The 19,187-nt window shown below is 71.8% G+C and carries 22 protein-coding genes; 9 read left to right on the forward strand and 13 right to left on the reverse strand.

Translation table 11 applies throughout. The features are described from left to right. Positions 1-26 precede the first annotated feature (26 nt). The 3 genes from ABD875_RS03505 to ABD875_RS03515 all read left to right on the forward strand — a co-directional run bounded on the left by ABD875_RS03505 (position 27) and on the right by ABD875_RS03515 (position 2,423). Complete coding sequence (locus ABD875_RS03505) at positions 27-1,049, forward strand: alcohol dehydrogenase catalytic domain-containing protein (protein WP_345171245.1); 1,023 nt, start codon at positions 27-29, stop codon at positions 1,047-1,049. After that, positions 1,046-1,768: an SDR family NAD(P)-dependent oxidoreductase gene (locus ABD875_RS03510; protein ID WP_345171247.1), complete on the forward strand. Its 723-nt coding sequence runs from the start codon at positions 1,046-1,048 to the stop codon at positions 1,766-1,768. The genes ABD875_RS03505 and ABD875_RS03510 overlap by 4 nt, the downstream gene beginning before the upstream one ends. Positions 1,769-1,922: 154 nt before the next feature. Continuing rightward, a complete protein-coding gene (locus tag ABD875_RS03515; RefSeq protein WP_345171249.1) occupies positions 1,923-2,423 on the forward strand; it encodes a mismatch-specific DNA-glycosylase in 501 nt (166 codons plus the stop codon). Between the two features lie 31 nt (positions 2,424-2,454). Here the strand turns inward: ABD875_RS03515 and ABD875_RS03520 are convergent, their stop codons facing one another. Genes ABD875_RS03520 through ABD875_RS03535 form a run of 4 tightly spaced genes read right to left on the reverse strand, consistent with a single transcriptional unit; the run spans position 2,455 to position 5,361 of the window. Continuing rightward, positions 2,455-2,613, reverse strand: a complete 159-nt coding sequence (locus tag ABD875_RS03520; RefSeq protein WP_345171251.1) for a hypothetical protein — start codon at positions 2,611-2,613, stop codon at positions 2,455-2,457. Beyond that, complete coding sequence (gene dmpG, locus ABD875_RS03525) at positions 2,613-3,671, reverse strand: 4-hydroxy-2-oxovalerate aldolase (RefSeq protein ID WP_345171253.1); 1,059 nt, start codon at positions 3,669-3,671, stop codon at positions 2,613-2,615. The genes ABD875_RS03520 and dmpG overlap by 1 nt, the downstream gene beginning before the upstream one ends. Beyond that, on the reverse strand, positions 3,668-4,567 hold the full coding sequence (locus tag ABD875_RS03530; protein ID WP_425576176.1) for an acetaldehyde dehydrogenase (acetylating): 900 nt from the start codon (positions 4,565-4,567) through the stop codon (positions 3,668-3,670). Before ABD875_RS03530 ends, dmpG begins: the two co-directional genes overlap by 4 nt. Further along, positions 4,564-5,361: a 2-keto-4-pentenoate hydratase gene (locus tag ABD875_RS03535; RefSeq protein WP_345171255.1), complete on the reverse strand. Its 798-nt coding sequence runs from the start codon at positions 5,359-5,361 to the stop codon at positions 4,564-4,566. Before ABD875_RS03535 ends, ABD875_RS03530 begins: the two co-directional genes overlap by 4 nt. A 35-nt stretch (positions 5,362-5,396) precedes the next feature. On the opposite strand from ABD875_RS03535, the gene kstD reads away from it, so the two are divergent. The 4 genes from kstD to ABD875_RS03555 all read left to right on the forward strand — a co-directional run bounded on the left by kstD (position 5,397) and on the right by ABD875_RS03555 (position 9,917). Then, positions 5,397-7,076: a 3-oxosteroid 1-dehydrogenase gene (gene kstD / locus ABD875_RS03540; RefSeq protein ID WP_345171259.1), complete on the forward strand. Its 1,680-nt coding sequence runs from the start codon at positions 5,397-5,399 to the stop codon at positions 7,074-7,076. After that, entirely contained in the window at positions 7,077-7,922 is an 846-nt protein-coding gene (locus ABD875_RS03545) for a MaoC/PaaZ C-terminal domain-containing protein (protein ID WP_345171261.1), read from the forward strand. It abuts the gene before it with no gap. 99 nt (positions 7,923-8,021) lie between these two features. Beyond that, positions 8,022-9,065 carry a PP2C family protein-serine/threonine phosphatase gene (locus ABD875_RS03550; protein ID WP_345171263.1) on the forward strand — a complete coding sequence of 348 codons (1,044 nt, stop codon included), beginning with the start codon at positions 8,022-8,024 and terminating at the stop codon, positions 9,063-9,065. A 12-nt stretch (positions 9,066-9,077) separates the two neighbouring features. Continuing rightward, complete coding sequence (locus ABD875_RS03555) at positions 9,078-9,917, forward strand: hypothetical protein (RefSeq protein WP_345171265.1); 840 nt, start codon at positions 9,078-9,080, stop codon at positions 9,915-9,917. Between the two features lie 30 nt (positions 9,918-9,947). On the opposite strand, the gene ABD875_RS03560 is transcribed toward ABD875_RS03555, so the two are convergent. From ABD875_RS03560 to ABD875_RS03570, 3 genes are read right to left on the reverse strand one after another with little or no spacing between them, the layout of a single operon-like run. Next, the gene (locus tag ABD875_RS03560) at positions 9,948-11,135 is read right to left on the reverse strand and encodes a DUF480 domain-containing protein (RefSeq protein ID WP_345171267.1); all 1,188 of its coding nucleotides are present in this window, start codon (positions 11,133-11,135) and stop codon (positions 9,948-9,950) included. 9 nt (positions 11,136-11,144) lie between these two features. Continuing rightward, positions 11,145-12,029, reverse strand: coding sequence for an aminoglycoside phosphotransferase family protein (locus ABD875_RS03565; RefSeq protein ID WP_345171269.1), 885 nt, complete (start codon positions 12,027-12,029; stop codon positions 11,145-11,147). An 11-nt stretch (positions 12,030-12,040) separates the two neighbouring features. Further along, entirely contained in the window at positions 12,041-12,547 is a 507-nt protein-coding gene (locus ABD875_RS03570; RefSeq protein WP_345171271.1) for a 2'-5' RNA ligase family protein, read from the reverse strand. Positions 12,548-12,563: 16 nt separating this feature from the next. Here ABD875_RS03570 and ppk2 point away from each other — a divergent pair, with 16 nt between their 5' ends. Together ppk2 and ABD875_RS03580 are read left to right on the forward strand one after the other, a co-directional pair. Continuing rightward, positions 12,564-13,373 (forward strand): polyphosphate kinase 2, encoded by an 810-nt coding sequence (ppk2, locus tag ABD875_RS03575; RefSeq protein ID WP_345171273.1) that lies wholly within the window; start codon positions 12,564-12,566, stop codon positions 13,371-13,373. Further along, positions 13,370-14,098, forward strand: coding sequence for a dienelactone hydrolase family protein (locus ABD875_RS03580; RefSeq protein WP_345171275.1), 729 nt, complete (start codon positions 13,370-13,372; stop codon positions 14,096-14,098). The genes ppk2 and ABD875_RS03580 overlap by 4 nt, the downstream gene beginning before the upstream one ends. A gap of 11 nt (positions 14,099-14,109) precedes the next feature. On the opposite strand, the gene ABD875_RS03585 is transcribed toward ABD875_RS03580, so the two are convergent. The 6 genes from ABD875_RS03585 to ABD875_RS03610 are packed head-to-tail and all read right to left on the reverse strand — an operon-like array spanning position 14,110 to position 19,120. Further along, positions 14,110-14,526 (reverse strand): hypothetical protein, encoded by a 417-nt coding sequence (locus ABD875_RS03585; RefSeq protein ID WP_345171277.1) that lies wholly within the window; start codon positions 14,524-14,526, stop codon positions 14,110-14,112. Between the two features lie 29 nt (positions 14,527-14,555). Next, positions 14,556-15,722 (reverse strand): lipid-transfer protein, encoded by a 1,167-nt coding sequence (locus ABD875_RS03590; RefSeq protein ID WP_345171280.1) that lies wholly within the window; start codon positions 15,720-15,722, stop codon positions 14,556-14,558. Then, positions 15,719-16,096 (reverse strand): MaoC family dehydratase, encoded by a 378-nt coding sequence (locus ABD875_RS03595; RefSeq protein WP_345171282.1) that lies wholly within the window; start codon positions 16,094-16,096, stop codon positions 15,719-15,721. Before ABD875_RS03595 ends, ABD875_RS03590 begins: the two co-directional genes overlap by 4 nt. Next, positions 16,093-16,479: a Zn-ribbon domain-containing OB-fold protein gene (locus ABD875_RS03600; protein WP_345171285.1), complete on the reverse strand. Its 387-nt coding sequence runs from the start codon at positions 16,477-16,479 to the stop codon at positions 16,093-16,095. The genes ABD875_RS03595 and ABD875_RS03600 overlap by 4 nt, the downstream gene beginning before the upstream one ends. Continuing rightward, positions 16,476-16,961 carry an FAS1-like dehydratase domain-containing protein gene (locus ABD875_RS03605; protein WP_345171287.1) on the reverse strand — a complete coding sequence of 162 codons (486 nt, stop codon included), beginning with the start codon at positions 16,959-16,961 and terminating at the stop codon, positions 16,476-16,478. Before ABD875_RS03605 ends, ABD875_RS03600 begins: the two co-directional genes overlap by 4 nt. Beyond that, positions 16,958-19,120, reverse strand: coding sequence for an acyl-CoA dehydrogenase family protein (locus ABD875_RS03610; protein WP_345171289.1), 2,163 nt, complete (start codon positions 19,118-19,120; stop codon positions 16,958-16,960). Before ABD875_RS03610 ends, ABD875_RS03605 begins: the two co-directional genes overlap by 4 nt. Positions 19,121-19,187: the final 67 nt, after the last annotated feature.

Consider the following 19,187-nt stretch of genomic DNA (forward strand, 5'->3'; position numbering starts at 1 on the left):
GTGTAAACAGCCCTACGGTGTGCGCCATGCGCTCCGTCATCGTCACCGGACCCGGCCAGATCGAGGTCCAGACCGTCCCCGACCCGGTGCTCGCCGGCGCGGGTGACGCGCTGGTCCGCGTCCGGTCCGCGGCCATCTGCGGCTCCGACCTCCACTTCTACGACGGTGACCTCCCGTTCTTCCCGGTGGCCGTCGGTCACGAGGTGATCGGCGAGGTCGTGGAGGTCGGCGCCGACGTACGCCGCTTCCGGGCCGGCGACCGCGTGCTCGTCGCCTCGGTCGCGGGCTGCGGCGACTGCGTGGGCTGCGCGACCGGCGACCCGGTCACGTGCGTGCAGGGACCGAAGGTGTTCGGGTCCGGCGAGCTCGGTGGCGGGCAGAGCGAGCTGCTCGCCGTGCCGGCCGCCGACTTCCAGCTGCTCCGCATCCCCGACGGTGTCGACGACGAGGCCGCGCTGCTGTTGACCGACAACCTCGGCACCGGCTGGGCGGGCGCCCAGCGCGCCGACATCCCAGCAGGTGGCACCGTCGTCGTCCTCGGGCTCGGCGCCGTCGGCCAGTGCGCCGTACGGTCCGCGCTGCTGCAGGGTGCCGGCCAGGTGCTCGCCTACGACCCGGTGTCCGGCCGCCGCGAGCTCGCGGCCGAGGCCGGCGCGACGAGCGTGGACGGGCCGCTGCTCGACGCGGTGATGGCAGCGACGGGCGGGCGGGGCGCGGACTCGGTGATCGATGCCGTGGCCATCGACGCGACGATCGACGACGCGTTCGCGAGCGTCCGCGCGGGCGGCACCGTCTCGCTGATCGGGGTGCACGACATGAACCCGTACCCCCTCGGGGCGCTGATGGGCGTCTACCGCAGCATCACGCTGCGGATGACGACGGCTCCGGTCCACCGCACCTGGGCGGACCTGGTGCCGCTCGTGCAGCACGGGCGGATCGACACCGGCGGCCTCTTCACCCACACCTTCGACCTCGCCGACGCGGCAGCGGCGTACGCCGCGGTCGGCGCGCGCGGCTCGGACTGCATCAAGGCGAGGTTCGTCCTGTGAACGGCAAGCGGGTCATCGTCACCGGCGGCGCGTCCGGCATCGGGCTGGCCAGCGCCGAGGTGCTGCTCGAGCGCGGTGCGAAGGTCGCGATCTGGGACGTCGCACCGGACACGCTGGAGGTGGCCGGGCGGATCGGCGCCCACGGCCAGGTCGTCGACGTCACCGGCGACCTCGAGGCGCCGGTCGCCGAGGCGGTCGAGGCGCTGGGCGGGCTCACCGGGCTCGTGCACGCCGCCGGCCGGGTGGACCCGACGCCCATCGGCGCGCTGACCGCCGACGCCTGGGACCTGGTCGTCGACGTGAACCTGCGTGCGCACGCCCTGCTCACCCAGGCGGCGCTCCCCCACCTCGACCGCAGCGCCGGCCCGTCGATCGTCGGCGTCTCGTCGATCGAGGGCATCGCGGCCAACCCGTGGATCCCGTCGTACTGCGCCTCGAAGGCCGGCCTCCTCGGCCTGACCCGCTCGATGGCCGCGCAGCTCGGCCCCGAGGGCGTCCGCGTGAACGCCGTCTGCCCCGGCTTCGTGGTCACGCCGATGCTCCAGCCCGCTCTGGACATCCCCGAGGTGAAGGCGGAGTTCGAGCAGTCGACGCCGCTCGGTCGGATGGCCCAGCCGCGCGAGATCGCCACCGTCGTCGCCTTCCTGCTCTCCGACGACGCGTCCTTCGTCACCGGCACCGAGCTGGTCGTCGACGGCGGGCTGATCTGCAAGCACTGAACCGTGAGCCGGTCAGCCCGCGGCCCGGCGTCTCCGTCAACGACGAGCGCCCCGACCGCGCCCGACCCAGACTTACTAGCCGATTAGTCAGGGGGCGCACCTGTCGCTGCCTCACCGGCCCGGTGCCCACCCGGGCCTCTGTCAGGGTGGTGGGGTGGAGGTGCTTCCCGACATCGTCGCCCCGGAGCCGGTGATCGTCTTCTGCGGGCTGGCGGGGGCCGAGAGCACCAAGCTGCGCGACCACTACTACGAGACGCCCGGCAACAGCTTCTGGGAGTCGCTGCACCTCAGCGGTCTCTCCCCGCGCCGGCTGCGGCCCGAGGAGGACCACGTCGTCGCCGACCTCGGCCTCGGGCTCACCGACCTGGTCGGGCACTGGGACCCGCGGTGGGTCGAGCTCGACGCCCTGGTCGGCAAGCTGGAGCGCTGGCGGCCGGAGTGGCTGGCGTTCACCAGCAAGACCGTCGCGCACGAGGCGGCCCGGGCGCTGGGCGTACGCCGCCCCGGGCTCGGGCCGGCCGACTGGTACCTCGGACCCGCCCAGGTGTTCGTGCTCCCTGGGGTGAGCGGTGCGAACCAGCGCAAGGACTACGACGGCCGCCCCAACCGCCTCTCGTGGTGGCGCGACCTCGCCGCGCTGTCGGGACGAGGATGATGACGTTCGCCCGCCCTGAGCAGGGCGTGGCCTACGGCCACGCCCTCCGAAGTGGCGCCACGCAGACCATCTCGGTGAGCACCACCGGCCGCGGGGCGGACCGACGGACCAGCGCCGGCGCGCCGGTGCCCGTGGTCGCGGTCTCGGCCACCGGTGGCATCGTCGCCTTCACGTCCCCGTCGTCGAGCATCAGCTGTTGGCCGCCTCCTTGTCCTGCTCGGCCTTGAGCATGAGGGCGATGTCGATGAGCTGGTCCTCCTGGCCGCCGATGAGCTTGCGGCGCCCGGCCTCGAGCAGGATCTTCGCGCCCGAGACGCCGTAGCGCTCCGCGGCGTTGCCGGCGTGCTTGAGGAAGGAGGAGTAGACCCCGGCGTAGCCCATCATCAGCGTCATCCGGTCCAGCTGGCACTCCTCGGGCATCGCGGGCTTGATGACGTCCTCGGAGGCGTCGACGATCGTGAGGAAGTCGATCCCGGTCTTCCAGCCCAGCTTGTCGCAGACCCCGACGAACGCCTCCAGCGGCGTGTTCCCCGCACCGGCGCCGAAGCGGCGCACCGACCCGTCGATCTGGGTCGCACCCGCACGGGCGGCGATGATCGTGTTCGCCACCCCCAGGCCGAGGTTCTCGTGGCCGTGGAACCCGACCGTGGCCTCACCACCGATCTCGGCGACCAGCGCCCAGACCCGGTCCGCGGTCTGCTCCATGATCAACGCACCAGCCGAGTCCACGACGTACACACACTGACAGCCCGCATCGACCATGATCCGCGCCTGCTTGGCCAGCACCTCCGGCGGCTGGGTGTGGCTCATCATCAAGAACCCGACGGTCTCCAGACCGAGCTCGCGGGCCAGCCCGAAGTGCTGCACCGACACGTCGGCCTCGGTGCAGTGCGTCGCGATCCGGCAGATCTGCCCACCGTTGTCCTGCGCGGCCCGGATGTCCTCCTTCGTGCCGACACCCGGGAGCATCAGGAACGCGATCTTCGCGCGCTTCGCGGTCTCGGCCGCGATCTTGATCAGCTCCTGCTCCCACGTCTTGGAGAACCCGTAGTTGAACGACGACCCACCCAACCCGTCACCGTGCGTCACCTCGATCACCGGCACCCCGGAGGCATCCAGCGCCTCGACGATGTCATGGCACTCGGTCGCGGTGAACTGGTGCCGCTTGTGGTGCGACCCGTCGCGCAGACACGTGTCTGTCAGCCGCAGGTCCAGTTCGTCGGACCAACGCCGAGTCAGCTCGTTCACAGGATGCTCCTTGCGATGTTGTCGCCCACCCGCGCGGCCGCGGCGGTCATGATGTCGAGGTTCCCGGCGTACGGCGGCAGGAAGTCGCCCGCGCCCTCGACCTCCACGAACACCGACACCTTCACCTGCCCACGCGTCGCCGGGGACGGGTCGTCGATCTGCGGCTCCTGCAGCAGCCGGTAGCCCGGCACGTACTCCTGCACGGCCTTCTCCATCGCGAAGACCGACGCCACGATCGCATCGCGATCCGCGTCCGGCGCAACCGCGCAGAAGATCGTGTCCCGCATGATCATCGGCGGCTCCGCCGGGTTCAAGATGATGATCGCCTTGCCCTCCGCGGCACCACCGATACCGGTCACCCCAGCCGCAGTCGTGCGCGTGAACTCGTCGATGTTCGCCCGCGTCCCCGGCCCCGCCGACACGCTCGACACCGACGCCACGATCTCGGCGTACGACACCGCAGCAGCCCGAGACACCGCGGCCACCATCGGGATCGTCGCCTGCCCACCACACGTCACCATGTTGACGTTCATCGCGGACACGAACTCCTCACCGTTCACCGGCGGGATCACCCCCGGCCCCACCGCCGCAGGAGTCAGATCCACAGCCCGGATCCCCGCCTCCTCGTAGCGCGGCGCGTACTCACGGTGCACATACGCCGAGGTCGCCTCGAAGATCAGGTCCGGCAGCTGGTCCTGCTTCAGCAACCAGTCCACCCCCTCGTGGCTGGCCTCCAGGCCCTTCTCGGCCGCCAGCCGCAACCCCTCCGACGACGGATCCACCCCGATCATCCACCGCGGCTCCACCACCTCCGAACGCAACAGCTTGTACATCAAGTCGGTGCCGATGTTCCCCGGCCCCACGATCGCTGCGGTCAGCTTTGACACGGTGCTCACTCCTCGAAGGTGACGCTGAGCGGCGCGAAGCCGCTGATGGTGGCCACGACCCGGTCTCCCGGGGCGAACGGCACGAACGGGCCCAGGGCCCCGGACAGGATCAGCTGGCCCGCGCGCAGCGGCTCGCCGTAGCGCTGGGCCTGGACGGCCAGCCAGCGCAGCGCCTCGAGCGGGTCGCCGAGGCAGGCGGCGCCGCTGCCGGCGGAGCGCTCCTCGCCGTTGATGGTGAGCGACATCGTGACGTCGCGCGGCTCGACCTCGTCGAGGGTCCGGCCGTCGGTGCCGACCACGAACAGCCCGCTGGAGGCGTTGTCGGCGACGGTGTCGGTGAACCCGATCTTCCAGTCGGCGATCCGCGAGTCCACGATCTCGAGCGCGGGCAGCGCGACCTCCACGGCGTCGCGGACCACCTCCAGGGTGATCTCGGCATCGTCGATGTCACGCCCGAGGCGGAACGCGACCTCGCCCTCGACCCGCGGCTGCAGCAGGGTGCGCATCGAGATCGGGTCGCCCCCCACTCCAGCGCTGACGTCCATGACGTCGAGCAGGTAGCCGAAGTCGGGCTGGTCGACCCCGAGCTGGGTCTGCACCGCCTCCGAGGTCGCGCCGATCTTGCGGCCGACGACCGTGGCGCCGGCGGCCAGCCGACCCTGCACGAGCCCCTGCTGGACGGCGTACGCCGCATCCAGGTCGTCGGTGCCGATCAGGTCGCGGACGGGCGCGCACGGCACCCGCGTCTCCTGCGCCTGGGTGAGTCGCGCCACAGCGGCCGCGATCGAGTCCGGAGAGGTCACGGGATCGATAGTAGAACCTGTTACAGTTTCTGGCCATGACGACCCCCCTTCCCGAGCGCGTCGACGTCGTGGTCGTCGGCGCGGGCGGCGCCGGCATGACCGCCGCGCTCGCGTCGAGCAAGCGCGGCCTCCGGACCGTGCTGATCGAGAAGAGCTCCTACTTCGGCGGGTCGACCGCGCGCAGCGGCGGAGGCGTCTGGATCCCGGGCAACTACGCCCTCAAGAAGGCCAAGCAGGACGACCCGCTCGAGAACTCCAAGCTCTACCTCGACTCGATCGTCGGCGACGTCGTCCCGAAGGTGCGTCGGGACACCTACCTCGACCGCGGTGCCGAGGTCCTCGACTTCGTCCGGGACAACACTCCCCTGCGGTTCACCTGGGTGCCCGACTACGCCGACTACCACCCCGAGGCGCCCGGCGGTCGCCCGGCCGGTCGCTCCTGCGAGCCGATCCCGCTGGACGCGCGCTTCCTGGGTGACGAGCTCGAGCGGCTGCACCCGCAGTACACCAAGGCGCCGGCGAACATGATCGTCACGCAGGCCGACTTCCGGAAGATCAGCCTCGGCCTGCGGACCCTGCGCGGCCCGGTCACCATGGCGAAGGTCTTCGTGCGCCGGATGGTCGCGATGGTGCTGCGCCGCAAGATGTTCGCGATGGGCAACGCGATCGCGATCGGCCTGCGCAAGGGACTGATGGATGCCGGCGTGCCGGTCCACTACGACACCGAGCTCACCGACCTCGTCCTCGAGGACGGGCGCGTGGTCGGCGTCCGCGTCCGGCGCGACGGCCAGGAGCAGGTGATCCGCGCCGAGCGCGGCGTCATCCTCGGCAGCGGCGGCTTCGAGCGCAACCTGGAGATGCGCGAGAAGTACCAGCCCCAGCCGACCTCGGTCGACTGGACGACCGGCTCGCAGTTCAACACCGGCGGCGGCATCCTCGCCGGCATCGCGGCGGGCGCTCAGCTCGACCTCATGGACGACTCGTGGTGGGGTCCGACGATCCCGTTGCCGTCCGGGCCGTGGTTCTGCCTGGCCGAGCGCAACCTGCCCGGGTCGATCATCGTCAACCAAGCCGGCCAGCGGTACATGAACGAGGCGCTGCCGTACGTCGAGGCCGTGCACGCGATGTACGACGGTGAGGCCACCGGCGTCGGCCACGTGCCGAGCTGGATGATCATCGACCAGCGCTACCGCAACCGCTACATCTTCGCCGGACTGTTCCCGCGCCAGCCGTTCCCCGGCCGCTGGTACAAGCTCGGCACGATCAAGAAGGCGTCCACGATCGAGGACCTCGCCGAGCAGATCGAGGTGCCGCCCGGTGCCCTGACCGAGACCGTGAGCCGGTTCAACGGCTTCGCGAAGACCGGCGTCGACGCCGACTTCCACCGCGGCGAGAGCGCCTACGACAAGTACTACTCGGACCCGAGGGTGAAGCCGAACCCGTCCCTGCACGCCATCGACGAGGGCCCGTTCTACGCCGTGAAGATCGTGCCCGGCGACCTCGGCACCAAGGGCGGACTGGTCACCGACGAGCACGCCCGCGTGCTGCGCGCCGACGGCTCGGTGATCCCGGGCCTGTACGCCGCCGGCAACGTGTCGTCCGCTGTCATGGGCAACACCTACGCCGGCCCCGGCGCGACCATCGGTCCCGCCCTGACCTTCGGCTACCTCGCCGCTGAAGACATCGCCTCTCCCGAGTCCAGCCAGGAGAACTGAATGCCCATCGATCCCGACGTCGCGATCGGCGCCGAGCTCGGCGCCGTCGACTTCAGCTGGACCGAGAGCGACGTGCTGCTCTACCACCTGGCGATCGGCGCGACCGACCTGTCGTACACGCTGGAGACCGCCGGCCTGCAGGTGCTGCCGTCCTTCGGCGTCGTCGCGCCGACGTTCCATGCGAGCGACCCGCCGCCGCTCGACCTGCCGGGTTGCGACATCAACCTGGCCCAGGTCGTGCACGGCTCGCAGTCGATCACGGTCGCCGGCCCGCTGCCGACCTCCGGCTCGGCCACCGTGAGGACCCGGATCAGCGAGATCTGGGACAAGGGCAAGGCCGCGGTGATCTGGCAGGAGGGGACGGCGACGTCGCCGTCCGGCGAGCACCTCTGGACCACCCGCTCCTCGATCTTCGTCAAGGGCGAGGGCGGCTGGGGCGGCGACCGCGGCTCGTCGGAGCCGGTCGTGCTCCCCGAGCGCGAGCCCGACACGGACACGACGTACGACGTCGCCCCGACCCAAGCGCTGCTCTACCGGCTCTGCGGCGACCGCAACCCGCTGCACGCCGACCCGGACTTCGCCAAGGCCGCCGGCTTCCCGGCGCCGATCCTGCACGGGCTCTGCTCGTACGGCATCGTCCTGCGCACGTTGACCGACACCCTGCTGGGCGGCGATGCGACCCGCGTGCGCGGCTTCGGGGTGAAGTTCGCGGGTGTGGTGTTCCCGGGCGAGACCATCCAGATCCGCGGGTGGCGCGAGGACGGCCGGGTCGTCGCCTCGGCATCGGTCGCCGGTGGGGAGCGCGACGGCGCGCCCGTGCTCGGCGACGTCGTCCTGACCTGCTGAGCCAGGCTGGCCGCCGGTCGCTGCCACCCGGGAACCCTAGCCCGCACCCTTAAGGGTGAGTTTTCCCCTAAAACACCACCGGACGACTAGTCTTCGTCGGTGACCCCGGACCAACGCGCTGTGCGGATCGGCTGGACCGCCTCGCTGGCTTGTCTGGCCATCCTCGTTCTCTCCGACCTCGCGCTGGACGAGTCCGTCGCCGTCCTGGCCGGCCTCTTCTGCCTGGCGCCCCTGATCGCGTGCTCGGTCCTCCCGACGGCGTCGACCGCCGCGGTGATGGGCCTGGCCCTCGCAGCCGCGATCGCCTCCGGGTTCTGGAACCACGACCTCAACGAGCCCCAGCAGACGGTGCGGATCATGGGCGTCCTGGTGATCGGCAGCGCCGCCGTCGCCATCGCCGAGGTCCGGGTCCGCCGCGAGCGGCGCTTCGCCGAGATGGCTCAGATCGCCGAGGCGGCGCAGCGCGCCATCCTGCCGGTGCTCCCCCATCACGCCGGGGGCATCGACATCTCGGCGCGGTACGAGTCCGCCGTCGAGGGCGCCCTCGTGGGTGGGGACCTCTACGACTGCTACCACACCCGGGACGTCACCCGACTGCTGATCGGTGACGTGCGAGGCAAGGGCATCGGCGGCGTCGAGCAGGCCGCCCGCGTGATCCGCGCGTTCCGTCAGGCCGCCGCTCGGCAGACGACGCTCGCGGACGTCGCCTCGGACATGGACGAGTACCTCGTGCCGTTCTTCGACGACGAGGAGTTCGTGACCGCCCTGCTCGTCGAGTCGATCGCGCCCGACCGCCTCGACCTCGTCAGCGCCGGGCACCCGCCGGCACTGATGCTGCGCCGCGGTGACGGACTGGCGCCCATCGAGATCCCGAACGGGCTGCCCCTCGGCACCGGCCTGGTCGCCGGGTTCACCGAGACCGCGGTGCTCTGGGAGCCCGGCGACCGCCTGCTGCTCTACACCGACGGGCTGAGCGAGGCCCGCGACGAGACCGGAGAGTTCCTCGACCTGGCGCAGCTCAAGGCCCCGCTGGCGGAGCCGCACGCCCTCGACGGCGTCCTGGACGTCGTCCGTCGCCACGTCCGCGGCGGGAGCCTGGGCGACGACCTCGCGCTGGTGCTCCTCGAGCACCCCGCCGCCTGAGCTCACACCTCGGTGGCCACGCCCCGTTCCAGCCAGGTCGTGGTGGGCCTCGGAGAGCCGCGCGTGCGCCGCGAGCCGGTCGGCCGTGGAGGCGGCGCCGTACGTCGCCGAGCGCACCAGCGGGTGGCGGAACCGGACCACGCGGTCGGACACCCGCACCAGTCCCGCGTCCTCCGCAGGAGCGAGGTCGTCGGGCAGCCGGTCCGGGCCGACCGCCCGCGCCAGCACCGAGACCTCCCCGTCACCGGCGGCGGCGAGCAGCAGGACGGCGCGGGTGCGCTCGGGGAGGAGCGCGACCTGCTGCCCGAAGGCGCTCTCCACGCTCGACGGCGTGGCCTCGACCGCGCGACCGAGGACGGCGGCCCGGCCGAGCTCGAGGAGGGCGAGCGGGTTGCCGGCGGCGCGCGCGATGACGACCGGCGCGGCCAGGGAGTCGAGGTGGACGCCGGCTCGGCGCAGCAGCACGGCGGCGTCGCGGTCGTCGAGCGCGGGCAGCGCCACGTCGGGGTTGCCCACCAGTGCCGGCGGCGGCGCGTCACTGCGGGCGGCCGCCAGGAGCGAGGTCCGGGTGCCGGCGAGCCGGCGCGACACGAACCCCAGCACCGACAGGGAGCTCTCGTCGCACCACTGCGCGTCGTCCAGGATCACCACGACGGGCCGCTCCTCGCCCAGCCGCTCCAGCCAGGCCAGCACCTCCAGGCGCAGGCGGAGCGCGTCGACGGCGAACGCCCGCGAGGTGGTCGGGAGGATCGACTCGAGGATCGACTCGGCTCCCGGCGCCAGCATCAGCAGGTCGACGAGCACTCCGAAGGCGAGCGGGCGCCCCCGTTCTGGCCCACAGCCCGAGCCTAGGGTAAAGAGACCTCCTGGGTGGGAGCGTTCTCACCCGGCGGGCTTGCGCGCCACGACGTACAGCCGCTCGGAGGTCTCGTTCCGCTCGGCCAGGGCTCCGCGTCGGTACCACTCGACGTCGACCAGGCCCGCGGCCTCCAGGACCGCGACGATCGCAGCGGGCTCGTGCAGCACGAAGTCCAGCTGCACGTCCTGCTCGAACCACGAGTCGACGTGCCGCACCTGGGACCCGGCGTGCAGCGCCAGCACCAGCCAACCTCCGCTGGCGAGCGGGCGGGACAGGACCGCCACTGCCTCGGGCATCTCGGACGGCGCGAGGTGGATCAGCGAGTACCACGCGAGCACAGCGGCCCACCCGTCCGCAGTCGTCGGCCGCATCAGCTTGCGGAGGTCGCCGACCTGGTAGGCGCCGTCGGGGAACCGGCGCCGCGCCTCCTCGACCATCTGCGGCGACAGGTCGATGCCGAAGGCGTCGGCTCCTCGGTCCGCGAGGTAGGCCGTCACGTGGCCCGGTCCGCACCCGACCTCGACCACCGGGCCGCCGTCGGCGTGCGCCGCGACACGGTCGAGCAACCAGCTCTCGAAGGGCAGGTCGGTGAGCTCGTTGAACAGCGTCTCGGAGTAGGTCGCGGCGACCGCGTCGTACGCCGCGCGCACGCGCTCGTCACGCTCCGTCCCCGTCGGTACGGCGACCGCCGGGACGGCCGCCTCGGGCGCCGCCTCGGCGCCCAGCAGGTGGATCCATCGGTTGTCGCGGTCGCCGCCGCGGCGGGGCAGCTCCCGCACCAGCCCGCGCTCGGCCATCCGGCCCAGCACCTGCTCGACCGCGTGCCGGTCCTCGAACGCGTGGAGCCGGTCGGTGCGGGCCTTCATCTCGCCGGGCGCCTGCGGACCGCGCAGCAGCAGCACGGTGAGCAGCGCCCTCTCGTCGTCGGCCAGCCCGAGGACCTCGTCGAGCACCTGGTGGTACTTCAGCGTCCGCCGGCCGGTCGCCGCCCACACGATCCGCAGCAGCCCGCGGTCCTTGAGCCGGCGCCCGACCTGCTCGACGGTCTGCTCGTCGTACGCGGTGACCGGGTCGCGGCTGCTGGTCTGGTTGCAGGCGGTCCGCAGCGCATTGAGAGACAGCGGGTAGGTGTCCGGCACGGTGCGCTGCTTCTCCAGCAACGCGCCCAGGACCCGCTGTTCCTCCGCGTCGAGCACGGGGAGTTCGGCCATGGCAGGACCCTACTGACCGTCGAGGTCGGCGAGCACGGCGGCGATGGTCCGCAGCCCGCGCTGGGCGAACGCCGGCACGGTGTCCCAGTAGTACGGGATGCCGGTCAGTGCCGGGCCCATCGCCCACCCACGGGCGCGCCGCCAGGTGTCGTCGTCGTACCCGACCGCCTGGCGGAACTCCTCGCGCGCGGACGGCACGGTGTACCAGGCGGGCGCCAGGTCGGGCGCGGGGTCGCCGACGCCGAGTGCGCCCCAGTCGATGACCGCGCTGAGTCGTCGGTCGCGCACCAGCAGGTTGCCCGGCATGAGGTCACCGTGGATCCACACCGGGTCGCCGGCCCAGTCGGGCGCCGCGAGGCAGTCCTCCCACGCCTCCGTGACGCGGGCTCGGTCGATCCGGTCGCCGGCCTCGTCGATGGCCTCGCGGACGTACGGGTCCCACCCCCGGATCGGCGTACCGCGGGCGGTGCCGGTCTTCCTCGGCCCGGCGCTGGCATCGACCGCGTGCAGGGTCCGCACGAACCCGCCGAGGTCCGCGGCCAGCGTGTGCGGGTCCGCGTTCTCGTCGGTCGGCGTCGCGCCGGGCAGCCACGGCGCGACCGACCAGGCGAACGGGTAGTGCTCGTCCGGCTCCCCGAGCGCGAGCGGCGCGGGCACCGTGACGGGCAGGTATGGGGCGAGCACCGGCAGCCAGGTCGCGTCGCTGTGCGCCTGGTCGGCGGCCCACGCGACTCGCGGCATCCGCGCGACCAGGTCGTCGCCGATCCGGAAGAGGCAGTGGTCGGTGCCGAACTCGGCGACCGGCGTCACCGGCAGGTGGCTCCACCGGGGGTGCTGCTCCGCGACCATCCGGGCCACCTGGTCGGCCGTGGTCGGGACGTCGTCGGCATGCATCGCGCCCGAGACTAGGCCTGCGCGATCGTCGTCACGAACTTCTTTTCGGGATCCCACCTGCGCAGCTCGGTCAGCGTCAGCACGACGTCCTCGTGGCCGACCGCGTCGAGCACCTGCTGGACCAGGGAGCGGTCGACCCGGCGCGCCAGCGTCACGTGCGGCAGCCACCCCACGTGCTGGCGGTCCGGCACCTGGACCCGCACCGCCAGCGCCCGTCGGACGACGTCGTCGTCGATGTCGACCGCCCGCGCGATCGTCACCCGGCTGCCGCCGAGGACCAGCAGGCCCGCCGCCCTGGCCCGGATCGGCAGCAGGGCCCCGAGCCGCGCGTGGGCGACGTCGAGCGCCTCGTCCGGGAGGTACGGCGCGGACACGACGGTGACGTGCGGGGCGTTGGTCGGGGCGTCGTGGTCGAGCTGGCTGGGCAGGCCCGCGTCGCGGAGCCGCTGCCAGTCGCGGCGTACCGCGTCCTGGCCGGCGTCGTCCGGCACGAGTTCGAGCGCGTGAAGTCTCGGCACGTGTCTAGGCTGCACCATGAGCAAGCCGCAGAAGCGCCTGGGCAAGGGCGCGTACGAGGACGAGCTGTTCCGCCTCCAGGCCGAGCTGGTCAAGGTGCAGGAGTGGGTCCGAGCCACCGGGGCGCGGATCGTGATCGTCTTCGAGGGCCGCGACGCCGCCGGCAAGGGCGGCGCGATCAAGCGGATCACGCAGTACCTCAACCCGCGCGTCGCCCGGATCGCCGCGCTGCCCACGCCGACCGACCGCCAGAAGAGCCAGTGGTACTTCCAGCGCTACGTCGAGCACCTGCCCGCGGGTGGCGAGATCGTCCTGTTCGACCGGTCCTGGTACAACCGAGCGGGCGTCGAGCACGTGCTGGGCTTCTGCACCCCCGAGGAGCACCAGCGGTTCCTGCACCAGTGCCCGATCTTCGAGCGGCTGCTGGTCGAGGACGGCATCCTGCTCCGCAAGTACTGGTTCTCGGTGAGCGACGAGGAGCAGCAGCGTCGGTTCCGCGGCCGCGTCGACGACCCGATGCGCCGGTGGAAGCTGTCCACCACCGACTTCGAGTCGGTGCGACGCTGGGAGGACTACTCGCGCGCGAAGGACCTGATGATGGTGCACACCGACATCCCCGAGGCGCGGTGGAACGTCGTCGAGGGTGATGTGAAGAGGGAGGCGCGACTCAACATGATGTCCCACCTCCTCTCCACGATCCCGTACACCGACATCGAGCTGCCGCCGCTCGAAGTGCCCGAACGACCGGCGTCGACCGGCTACGAGCGGCCCCCGCGCGAGCTCTCGTCGTACGTCCCCGACCACGTCGCGACGCTGGTGGGCCGATGACCCCGCTCTCGACCTGGACTCCCGGCGTGCACTCGGCCGACGGGACAACGCATCCGACCTACCGCAAGGGCAGTGGACCCGGCGTGATCGTGATCCACGAGATCCCCGGGCTGACGCCGGAGGTGATCGGCTTCGCCGAGGAGGTCGTCGCGGCCGGGTACACGGTCGTGCTCCCGCACCTGTTCGGCACCCCGGAGCGGCCGATGTCGGTCGGCGCCATCGCGGCGGTGCTGCCGAAGGTCTGCGTCAGCCGGGAGTTCACCACGATGGCGACCGGTCGTACGTCGCCGGTCGCGGCGTGGCTGCGCAGCCTGGCCAGGTCACTGCACGACGAGCTCGGCGGCCCCGGAGTCGGCGCGCTCGGCATGTGCTTCACCGGCGGCTTCGCGCTGGCGATGATGGTCGACACCGCGGTCGCGGCGCCCGTACTCGCCCAGCCTTCGCTGCCGTTCCCCGTCGGCCGCGCCCGCGCGGCCGATCTCAACCTGTCGCCCGAGGACCTGGCCGCCGTGCGCGAGCGGGCCGCCGGCGGCTGCCAGGTCCTCGGCCTGCGCTACCGCAAGGACGCGGCGGTCGGCACCCGCTTCGAGACCCTCACCCAGGAGATCGGGGACGCGTTCATCCGCGTCGAGTTCGACGGCAAGGGCCACTCGACGTTGACCGAGCACCGCCAGCAGGAGGGCGTCGACCGCGTGCTGGGCTTCTTCGACGAGAAGCTCCGCTGACGAGGAACTCGTCAGCCGACGACCCGGAACCGCTGGTCGCGCGCGGCGCCGGCGGCGTGCGGCGCGAGCTCGACCTGCACCGTCCGGGCCTCGAACAGCGGCGCCACGGGCGCGACCAGGAGCGCGGCGTCGACCGCCTCGACGACGCTCGCCCGGTCCGTGAGCAGGTCGAGCGCCGACCGCTGGTCGGCGAGCAGCCGGAGCGTGGTCACGACCACCGCAGCGATCGCGCGCTCGTCGTCGGCGACCCACGAGGGCTGCCACGCCGTCGCCGGGATGCTGGTGTCCGTCGGGCGGGGCTTGGGCGAGAACCGCACGACCAGGTCGACCGCGACCAGCTCCTGGTTCGCGACCAGCGGCTCCCCGGTCAGCACGAGCTCGCGCGGCCGGGCATCGGGCGCATCGCCACGCCCTGAGAAGAGACCCATGCCGGGGTACTACCCCGTCGCGGGTGGTCTCAGACCGACAGCACGAGCCCGGACGTCGGCACGCCGGTGCCGGCGGTGACGACGAGGTGCTCGACGTCGGGGACCGGGTTCACCGACGTGCCGCGGATCTGGCGGACGCCCTCGGCGATCCCGTTCATGCCGTGGATGTAGGCCTCGCCGAGCTGCCCGCCGTGCGTGTTGAGCGGGAACTTCCCGTCCACCTCGATCGCGCCGTCGGCGATGAAGCCGGGCGCCTCGCCGCGACCGCAGAAGCCGAGCTCCTCCAGCTGCATGAGGACGTACGGCGTGAAGTGGTCGTAGAGGATGCCCATCCGCATGTCGTTCGGACCGAGGCCGGACTGGCGCCACAGCTCGCGGCCGACCACGCCCATCTCGGGGATGCCGATGTCGGGGCGGTAGTACGACGTCATCACGAACTGGTCCGCGCCACTCCCCTGCGCCGCCGCCGAGATGTACGCCGGCTTCTGCTTCAGGTCGCGCGCCCGCTCCGCGGACACCACGACCAGCGCGACCGCGCCGTCGGACTCCTGGCAGCAGTCGAGCAGGTGCAGCGGGTCGACGATCATCCGGGAGGCCTGGTGGTCCTCCAGGGTGATCGGCCGGCCGTAGAAGAACGCGTTGGGGTTGGTGGCCGCGTGCCGCCGGTCGGCGACCGCGACGCGGCCGAAGTCCTCGGACGTGGCGCCGTACTCGTGCATGTAGCGGCGCGCCTGCATGGCGACGGTGGCCGCGGGCGTGCCCAGCCCCATCGGGTAGGTCCACGCGTTGTCGAGCCCGTTGGTGTTCACCTGCGTCGCCGCGGCGACCGACACCTGGCCGAAGCGGGACTCCGAGCGCTCGTTGAAGCCGCGGTAGCAGACCACGACGTCCGCGACCCCGGTGGCGACCGCCATCGCGGCCTGCTGGACGGTCGCGCACGCCGCGCCGCCGCCGTAGTTGATCCTGCTGAAGAAGCGCAACTCGGGGATGCCGAGCTCACGGGCGACCGCGATCTCCGACGACGTGTCCATGGTGAACGTCGTGAGCCCGTCGACGTCGGCGGCGGTCAGGCCGCAGTCGGCCAGCGCGTGCTGGACGGCCTCGACGGAGAGCTGGAGCTCGGAACGCCCGGACTCCTTGGAGAACTCGGTGGCGCCGATCCCGGCGATCGCGGCCTTGCCGCTCAGCCCGCTCATGCGACGACCTTCACGGTGCCGGTGACGTGGTCGCCGAGCGAGACGCGGCCGACGACCGAGATCGTCGCGATGCCGTCCTCGACGGACTCGACGGTGCCGCTGAACGTCAGCGTGTCGTAGGGGTGCGCCGGGGCACCGAGGCGGATCGAGATCCCCTTGAGCTCGGTGTCGGGGCCGGCCCAGTCGACGACGTACTTCTCGACGAGGCCGTTGCTGGTCAGGATGTTCATGAAGATGTCCTTCGACCCGGCCGCCTGGGCGATGTCGCGGTCGTGGTGGACGTCCTGCCAGTCCCGGGTCGCGATCGCGGTGCTCACGATCGTGGTCGGGGTCATCGGCAGCGACCACTCGGGGATCTGGTCTCCGACCTTCATGCTCGCCTCCAGATCGGCAGGGTCAGTTCGTCGTCGATGCGGTTGTAGTCCACGCGCAGCGGCATCCCGATCTCGATCTCGGTGTCGGCCACGTCGACCACCTCGCCCACCATCCGCACGCCCTCGTCGAGGTCGATCAGCGCGATCACGATCGGCAGCTCCTTGCCGGGGACCGGCGGGTGCCGGTGCACGACGTAGGAGAACACCGTGCCGGTGCCGGCGGTGACGACGTGGCCGCGGTCGAGCGCGCCGCACGACGGGCACGCCGGACCGGGCGGGAAGCGCAGGTCGCCGCAGCTGTTGCACTTCTGGACCCGGAGCTCCCCGGCGGCGGTGCCGTCCCAGAAGAACTGCGAGTCCCGGTTGACCATCGGGCGGATCACGCCGACTTCTCCTTCGGGATGAACTTCAGGACCCGGAACAGCATCGTCGCGACCACCTCGTCGCCGACGTACCAGGTGTTGCGCGACGTCACGAAGTAGCCCGTGCCCATCGCGGTGTTCTTCGGGCCGACCACCGAGTCGAGCGCGCTGGTCACCCGCAGCAGCTCACCGACCTCGAGGTAGCGCTCGTAGCTCTGCTCGCAGTTCGTCCCGAGCACCGCGGTGTAACCCTGCTCGGTGAGGAACTCCGTCATCCGGCTCAACGGGTCCTCCGGCGGACGCTTCCGGCCCAGGCCGGGCATCGTCCACACCTGCACCATCGACGGCGGCGCCTCGCCGCTGCGGAAGCGCTCGTTCTCGTAGCCCATCGCGTCGAGCCAGGTGCCGATCGTCGCCTGGTTCACCTCGTACGGCGCCCAGGACTCCGAGCACTCGCCGAGCGCCTTGATCCGCTCGGCCTCCTCCAGGATCGGGTCGCTCATCGCGGCACCCGCGGCAGCCCGAGACCGAACATCGCGATCAGCTCGCGCTGGACCTCCTGCACGCCACCGCCGAAGGTGAGCACGAGGTTCCGCTTCGCCTGCGCGTCCAGGTAGGTCATCAGCTCGCCGGTCTCCTCGTCCGCCGGATCCCCGTAGCGGTGCACGATGTCGACCAGGTCCGCCGAGAGGTGCTGGACCTGGTCCGCGGCGAAGACCTTCGACGACGAGGCGTCGCCGACCGAGATCTCGCCCTGCGCCGCCGCCCGCGCGACCTCCCAGTTCAGCAGCTCGTTGACCCGGAACACCGCGGTCACCTCGCCCATGGTCCGGCGTACGTCGGGCTGGTCGATGACGCCGGCCTTGGTGGCCCACTCCGCGACCCGGTCACGCAGACCCTCGATGCGGCCGGCCGGCCCGAGCATCACGCGCTCGTGGTTGAGCTGGGTGGTGATCAGCTTCCAACCCTGGTTCTCCTCACCGACCAGCATGTCGACCGGCACCCGCACGTCGTTGAAGTACGTCGCGTTCACGTGGTGGGAGCCGTCCGCGGTGATGATCGGCGTCCAGGAGTAGCCGGGATCCTTGGTGTCCACGATCAGGATCGAGATGCCCTTGTGCTTCGGGGCGTCCGGGTCGGTGCGGACCGCGAGCCACAGGTAGTCGGCCTGGTGTCCGCCGGTCGTCCAGAGCTTCTGCCCGTTGACCACGTAGTGGTCGCCGTCGCGGCGCGCGGTCGTGCGCAGCGACGCCAGGTCGGTGCCGGCGTCCGGCTCGCTGTAGCCGATCGCGAAGTGCACGTCCCCGGCGAGGATCCGCTTGAGGAACAGGTCCTTCTGCTTCTCGGTGCCGTACTTGATCAGCGTCGGCCCGACGGTCTGCAGGGTCACCGCAGGCAGGTGCACGTCGGCGCGCTGCGCCTCGTTGGCGAAGATCGTCTGCTCGATCTCGCCGAGCCCGTGCCCGCCGTACTCCTTCGGCCAGCCCACGCCCATCCAGCCGTCGGTGCCCATCTGCCGCACGACGCGCTGGTAGGTCTCACCGTGCCGGTCGAGGCCCATGTCCCGGTGCTCGTTCTGGTCGGCGAGGTTGCCGAAGTACTCCCGCAGCTCGGCCTTGAGCGCCCGCTGCTCGGCGGTGAGCTCGAGGTTCTTCGCGACGGGGTCCTCGATCGTGACGTCCTCCGCCCGGGCACCGAGCGCGTGGCAGATGTCGGTGACCCACGAGAAGTAGCGGTGCATCGGGTAGGTCACGTCGACGCCCATGCCCCCGTGGAGGTGGTGGCAGGTCCGCATGGCACCGGGCGCCTCGTGGCAGGTCCAGTACGCCGCGACGGCGAGGTCGTCGGTGACGTCCAGGCCCGCGCCGATCCGCCAGGCCGCGTTCGCGGACGCGAGGTCGAGGGTACGTGAGGCGATGTACACGTCGGCGATCTGCATCGCGACGGCCTGGAACTCCGCGAGCGACCTGCCGAACTGCGTGCGGCCCTTGATGTACGCCGCGGTGAGGTCACGCGCCCCGGCGACGACGCCGGCGGCGGTCAGGCACAGGCCGGCGAGCGCGAGCTCGTCGAGGACCCGGGCAGCGTCCGCGCCGGGCAGCAGCTCGGCGGCCGCGCCGGCGAGCACGACCGTGTGCTGGGTGAGGCCCGTCGACGACGTGGAGGGCAGCAGCGTGACGTTCGGGTCGGACGGGTCGACCAGCGCGACCACCGGGCCGTCGTCGGACTGGGCCGTCACCAGCAGTCGCTTCGCCCGGTCGGCGTACGTCACGCCGATCTTGCGGCCGGTGACGCGGCCATCGGCGTACGTCGTGGGCTGGAGCTCGCGCAGCGCCGGGGTGAGGATGGTCTCGCCGCTGGCGACACCCGGCAGCAGCGCCTGCTGCTGCTCCTCCGAGCCGACGGCCGCGAGCGTCAGGACCCCGCAGCAGAGCGTCTCCCAGACAGGCAGCTGGACCACCCGGTGCCCGGTCTCGCGCAGCAGCACGCCCACCTCGGCCAGGCCCAGGGCTTCACCGCCACAGGCTTCGGGTACGGGGAGCGAGAGCAGTCCGGCCTCGGCGAACGCCTGCCAGGTCGCGTCCGCATCGTCGCCGGCGCGGTCCAGTGCCTCGCGGACCACGCTGCGGACCGCCTCGGTGGCCTCCAGGTCTTGCGTCATGCGGAAACTGTAACGTGTTCTAGTCTCAGTCGAAATGACCGTGCCGAAACGATCCCGGGAGGATCCT

The organism is Nocardioides caricicola, assembly GCF_039541135.1.
Lineage (GTDB): Bacteria > Actinomycetota > Actinomycetes > Propionibacteriales > Nocardioidaceae > Nocardioides > Nocardioides caricicola.

Coding starts and splice junctions, on each gene's coding strand:
- ABD875_RS03590 (WP_345171280.1), bottom strand. CDS start 15,722: ATGAGCGGGCTGAGCGGCAAGGCCGCGATCGCCGGGATCGGCGCCACC.
- ABD875_RS03505 (WP_345171245.1), top strand. CDS start 27: ATGCGCTCCGTCATCGTCACCGGACCCGGCCAGATCGAGGTCCAGACC.
- ABD875_RS03595 (WP_345171282.1), bottom strand. CDS start 16,096: ATGAAGGTCGGAGACCAGATCCCCGAGTGGTCGCTGCCGATGACCCCG.
- ABD875_RS03585 (WP_345171277.1), bottom strand. CDS start 14,526: ATGGGTCTCTTCTCAGGGCGTGGCGATGCGCCCGATGCCCGGCCGCGC.
- kstD (WP_345171259.1), top strand. CDS start 5,397: ATGACGACCCCCCTTCCCGAGCGCGTCGACGTCGTGGTCGTCGGCGCG.
- ABD875_RS03580 (WP_345171275.1), top strand. CDS start 13,370: ATGACCCCGCTCTCGACCTGGACTCCCGGCGTGCACTCGGCCGACGGG.
- ABD875_RS03520 (WP_345171251.1), bottom strand. CDS start 2,613: ATGCTCGACGACGGGGACGTGAAGGCGACGATGCCACCGGTGGCCGAG.
- ABD875_RS03545 (WP_345171261.1), top strand. CDS start 7,077: ATGCCCATCGATCCCGACGTCGCGATCGGCGCCGAGCTCGGCGCCGTC.
- ppk2 (WP_345171273.1), top strand. CDS start 12,564: ATGAGCAAGCCGCAGAAGCGCCTGGGCAAGGGCGCGTACGAGGACGAG.
- ABD875_RS03610 (WP_345171289.1), bottom strand. CDS start 19,120: ATGACGCAAGACCTGGAGGCCACCGAGGCGGTCCGCAGCGTGGTCCGC.
- ABD875_RS03560 (WP_345171267.1), bottom strand. CDS start 11,135: ATGGCCGAACTCCCCGTGCTCGACGCGGAGGAACAGCGGGTCCTGGGC.
- ABD875_RS03565 (WP_345171269.1), bottom strand. CDS start 12,029: ATGCATGCCGACGACGTCCCGACCACGGCCGACCAGGTGGCCCGGATG.
- ABD875_RS03605 (WP_345171287.1), bottom strand. CDS start 16,961: ATGAGCGACCCGATCCTGGAGGAGGCCGAGCGGATCAAGGCGCTCGGC.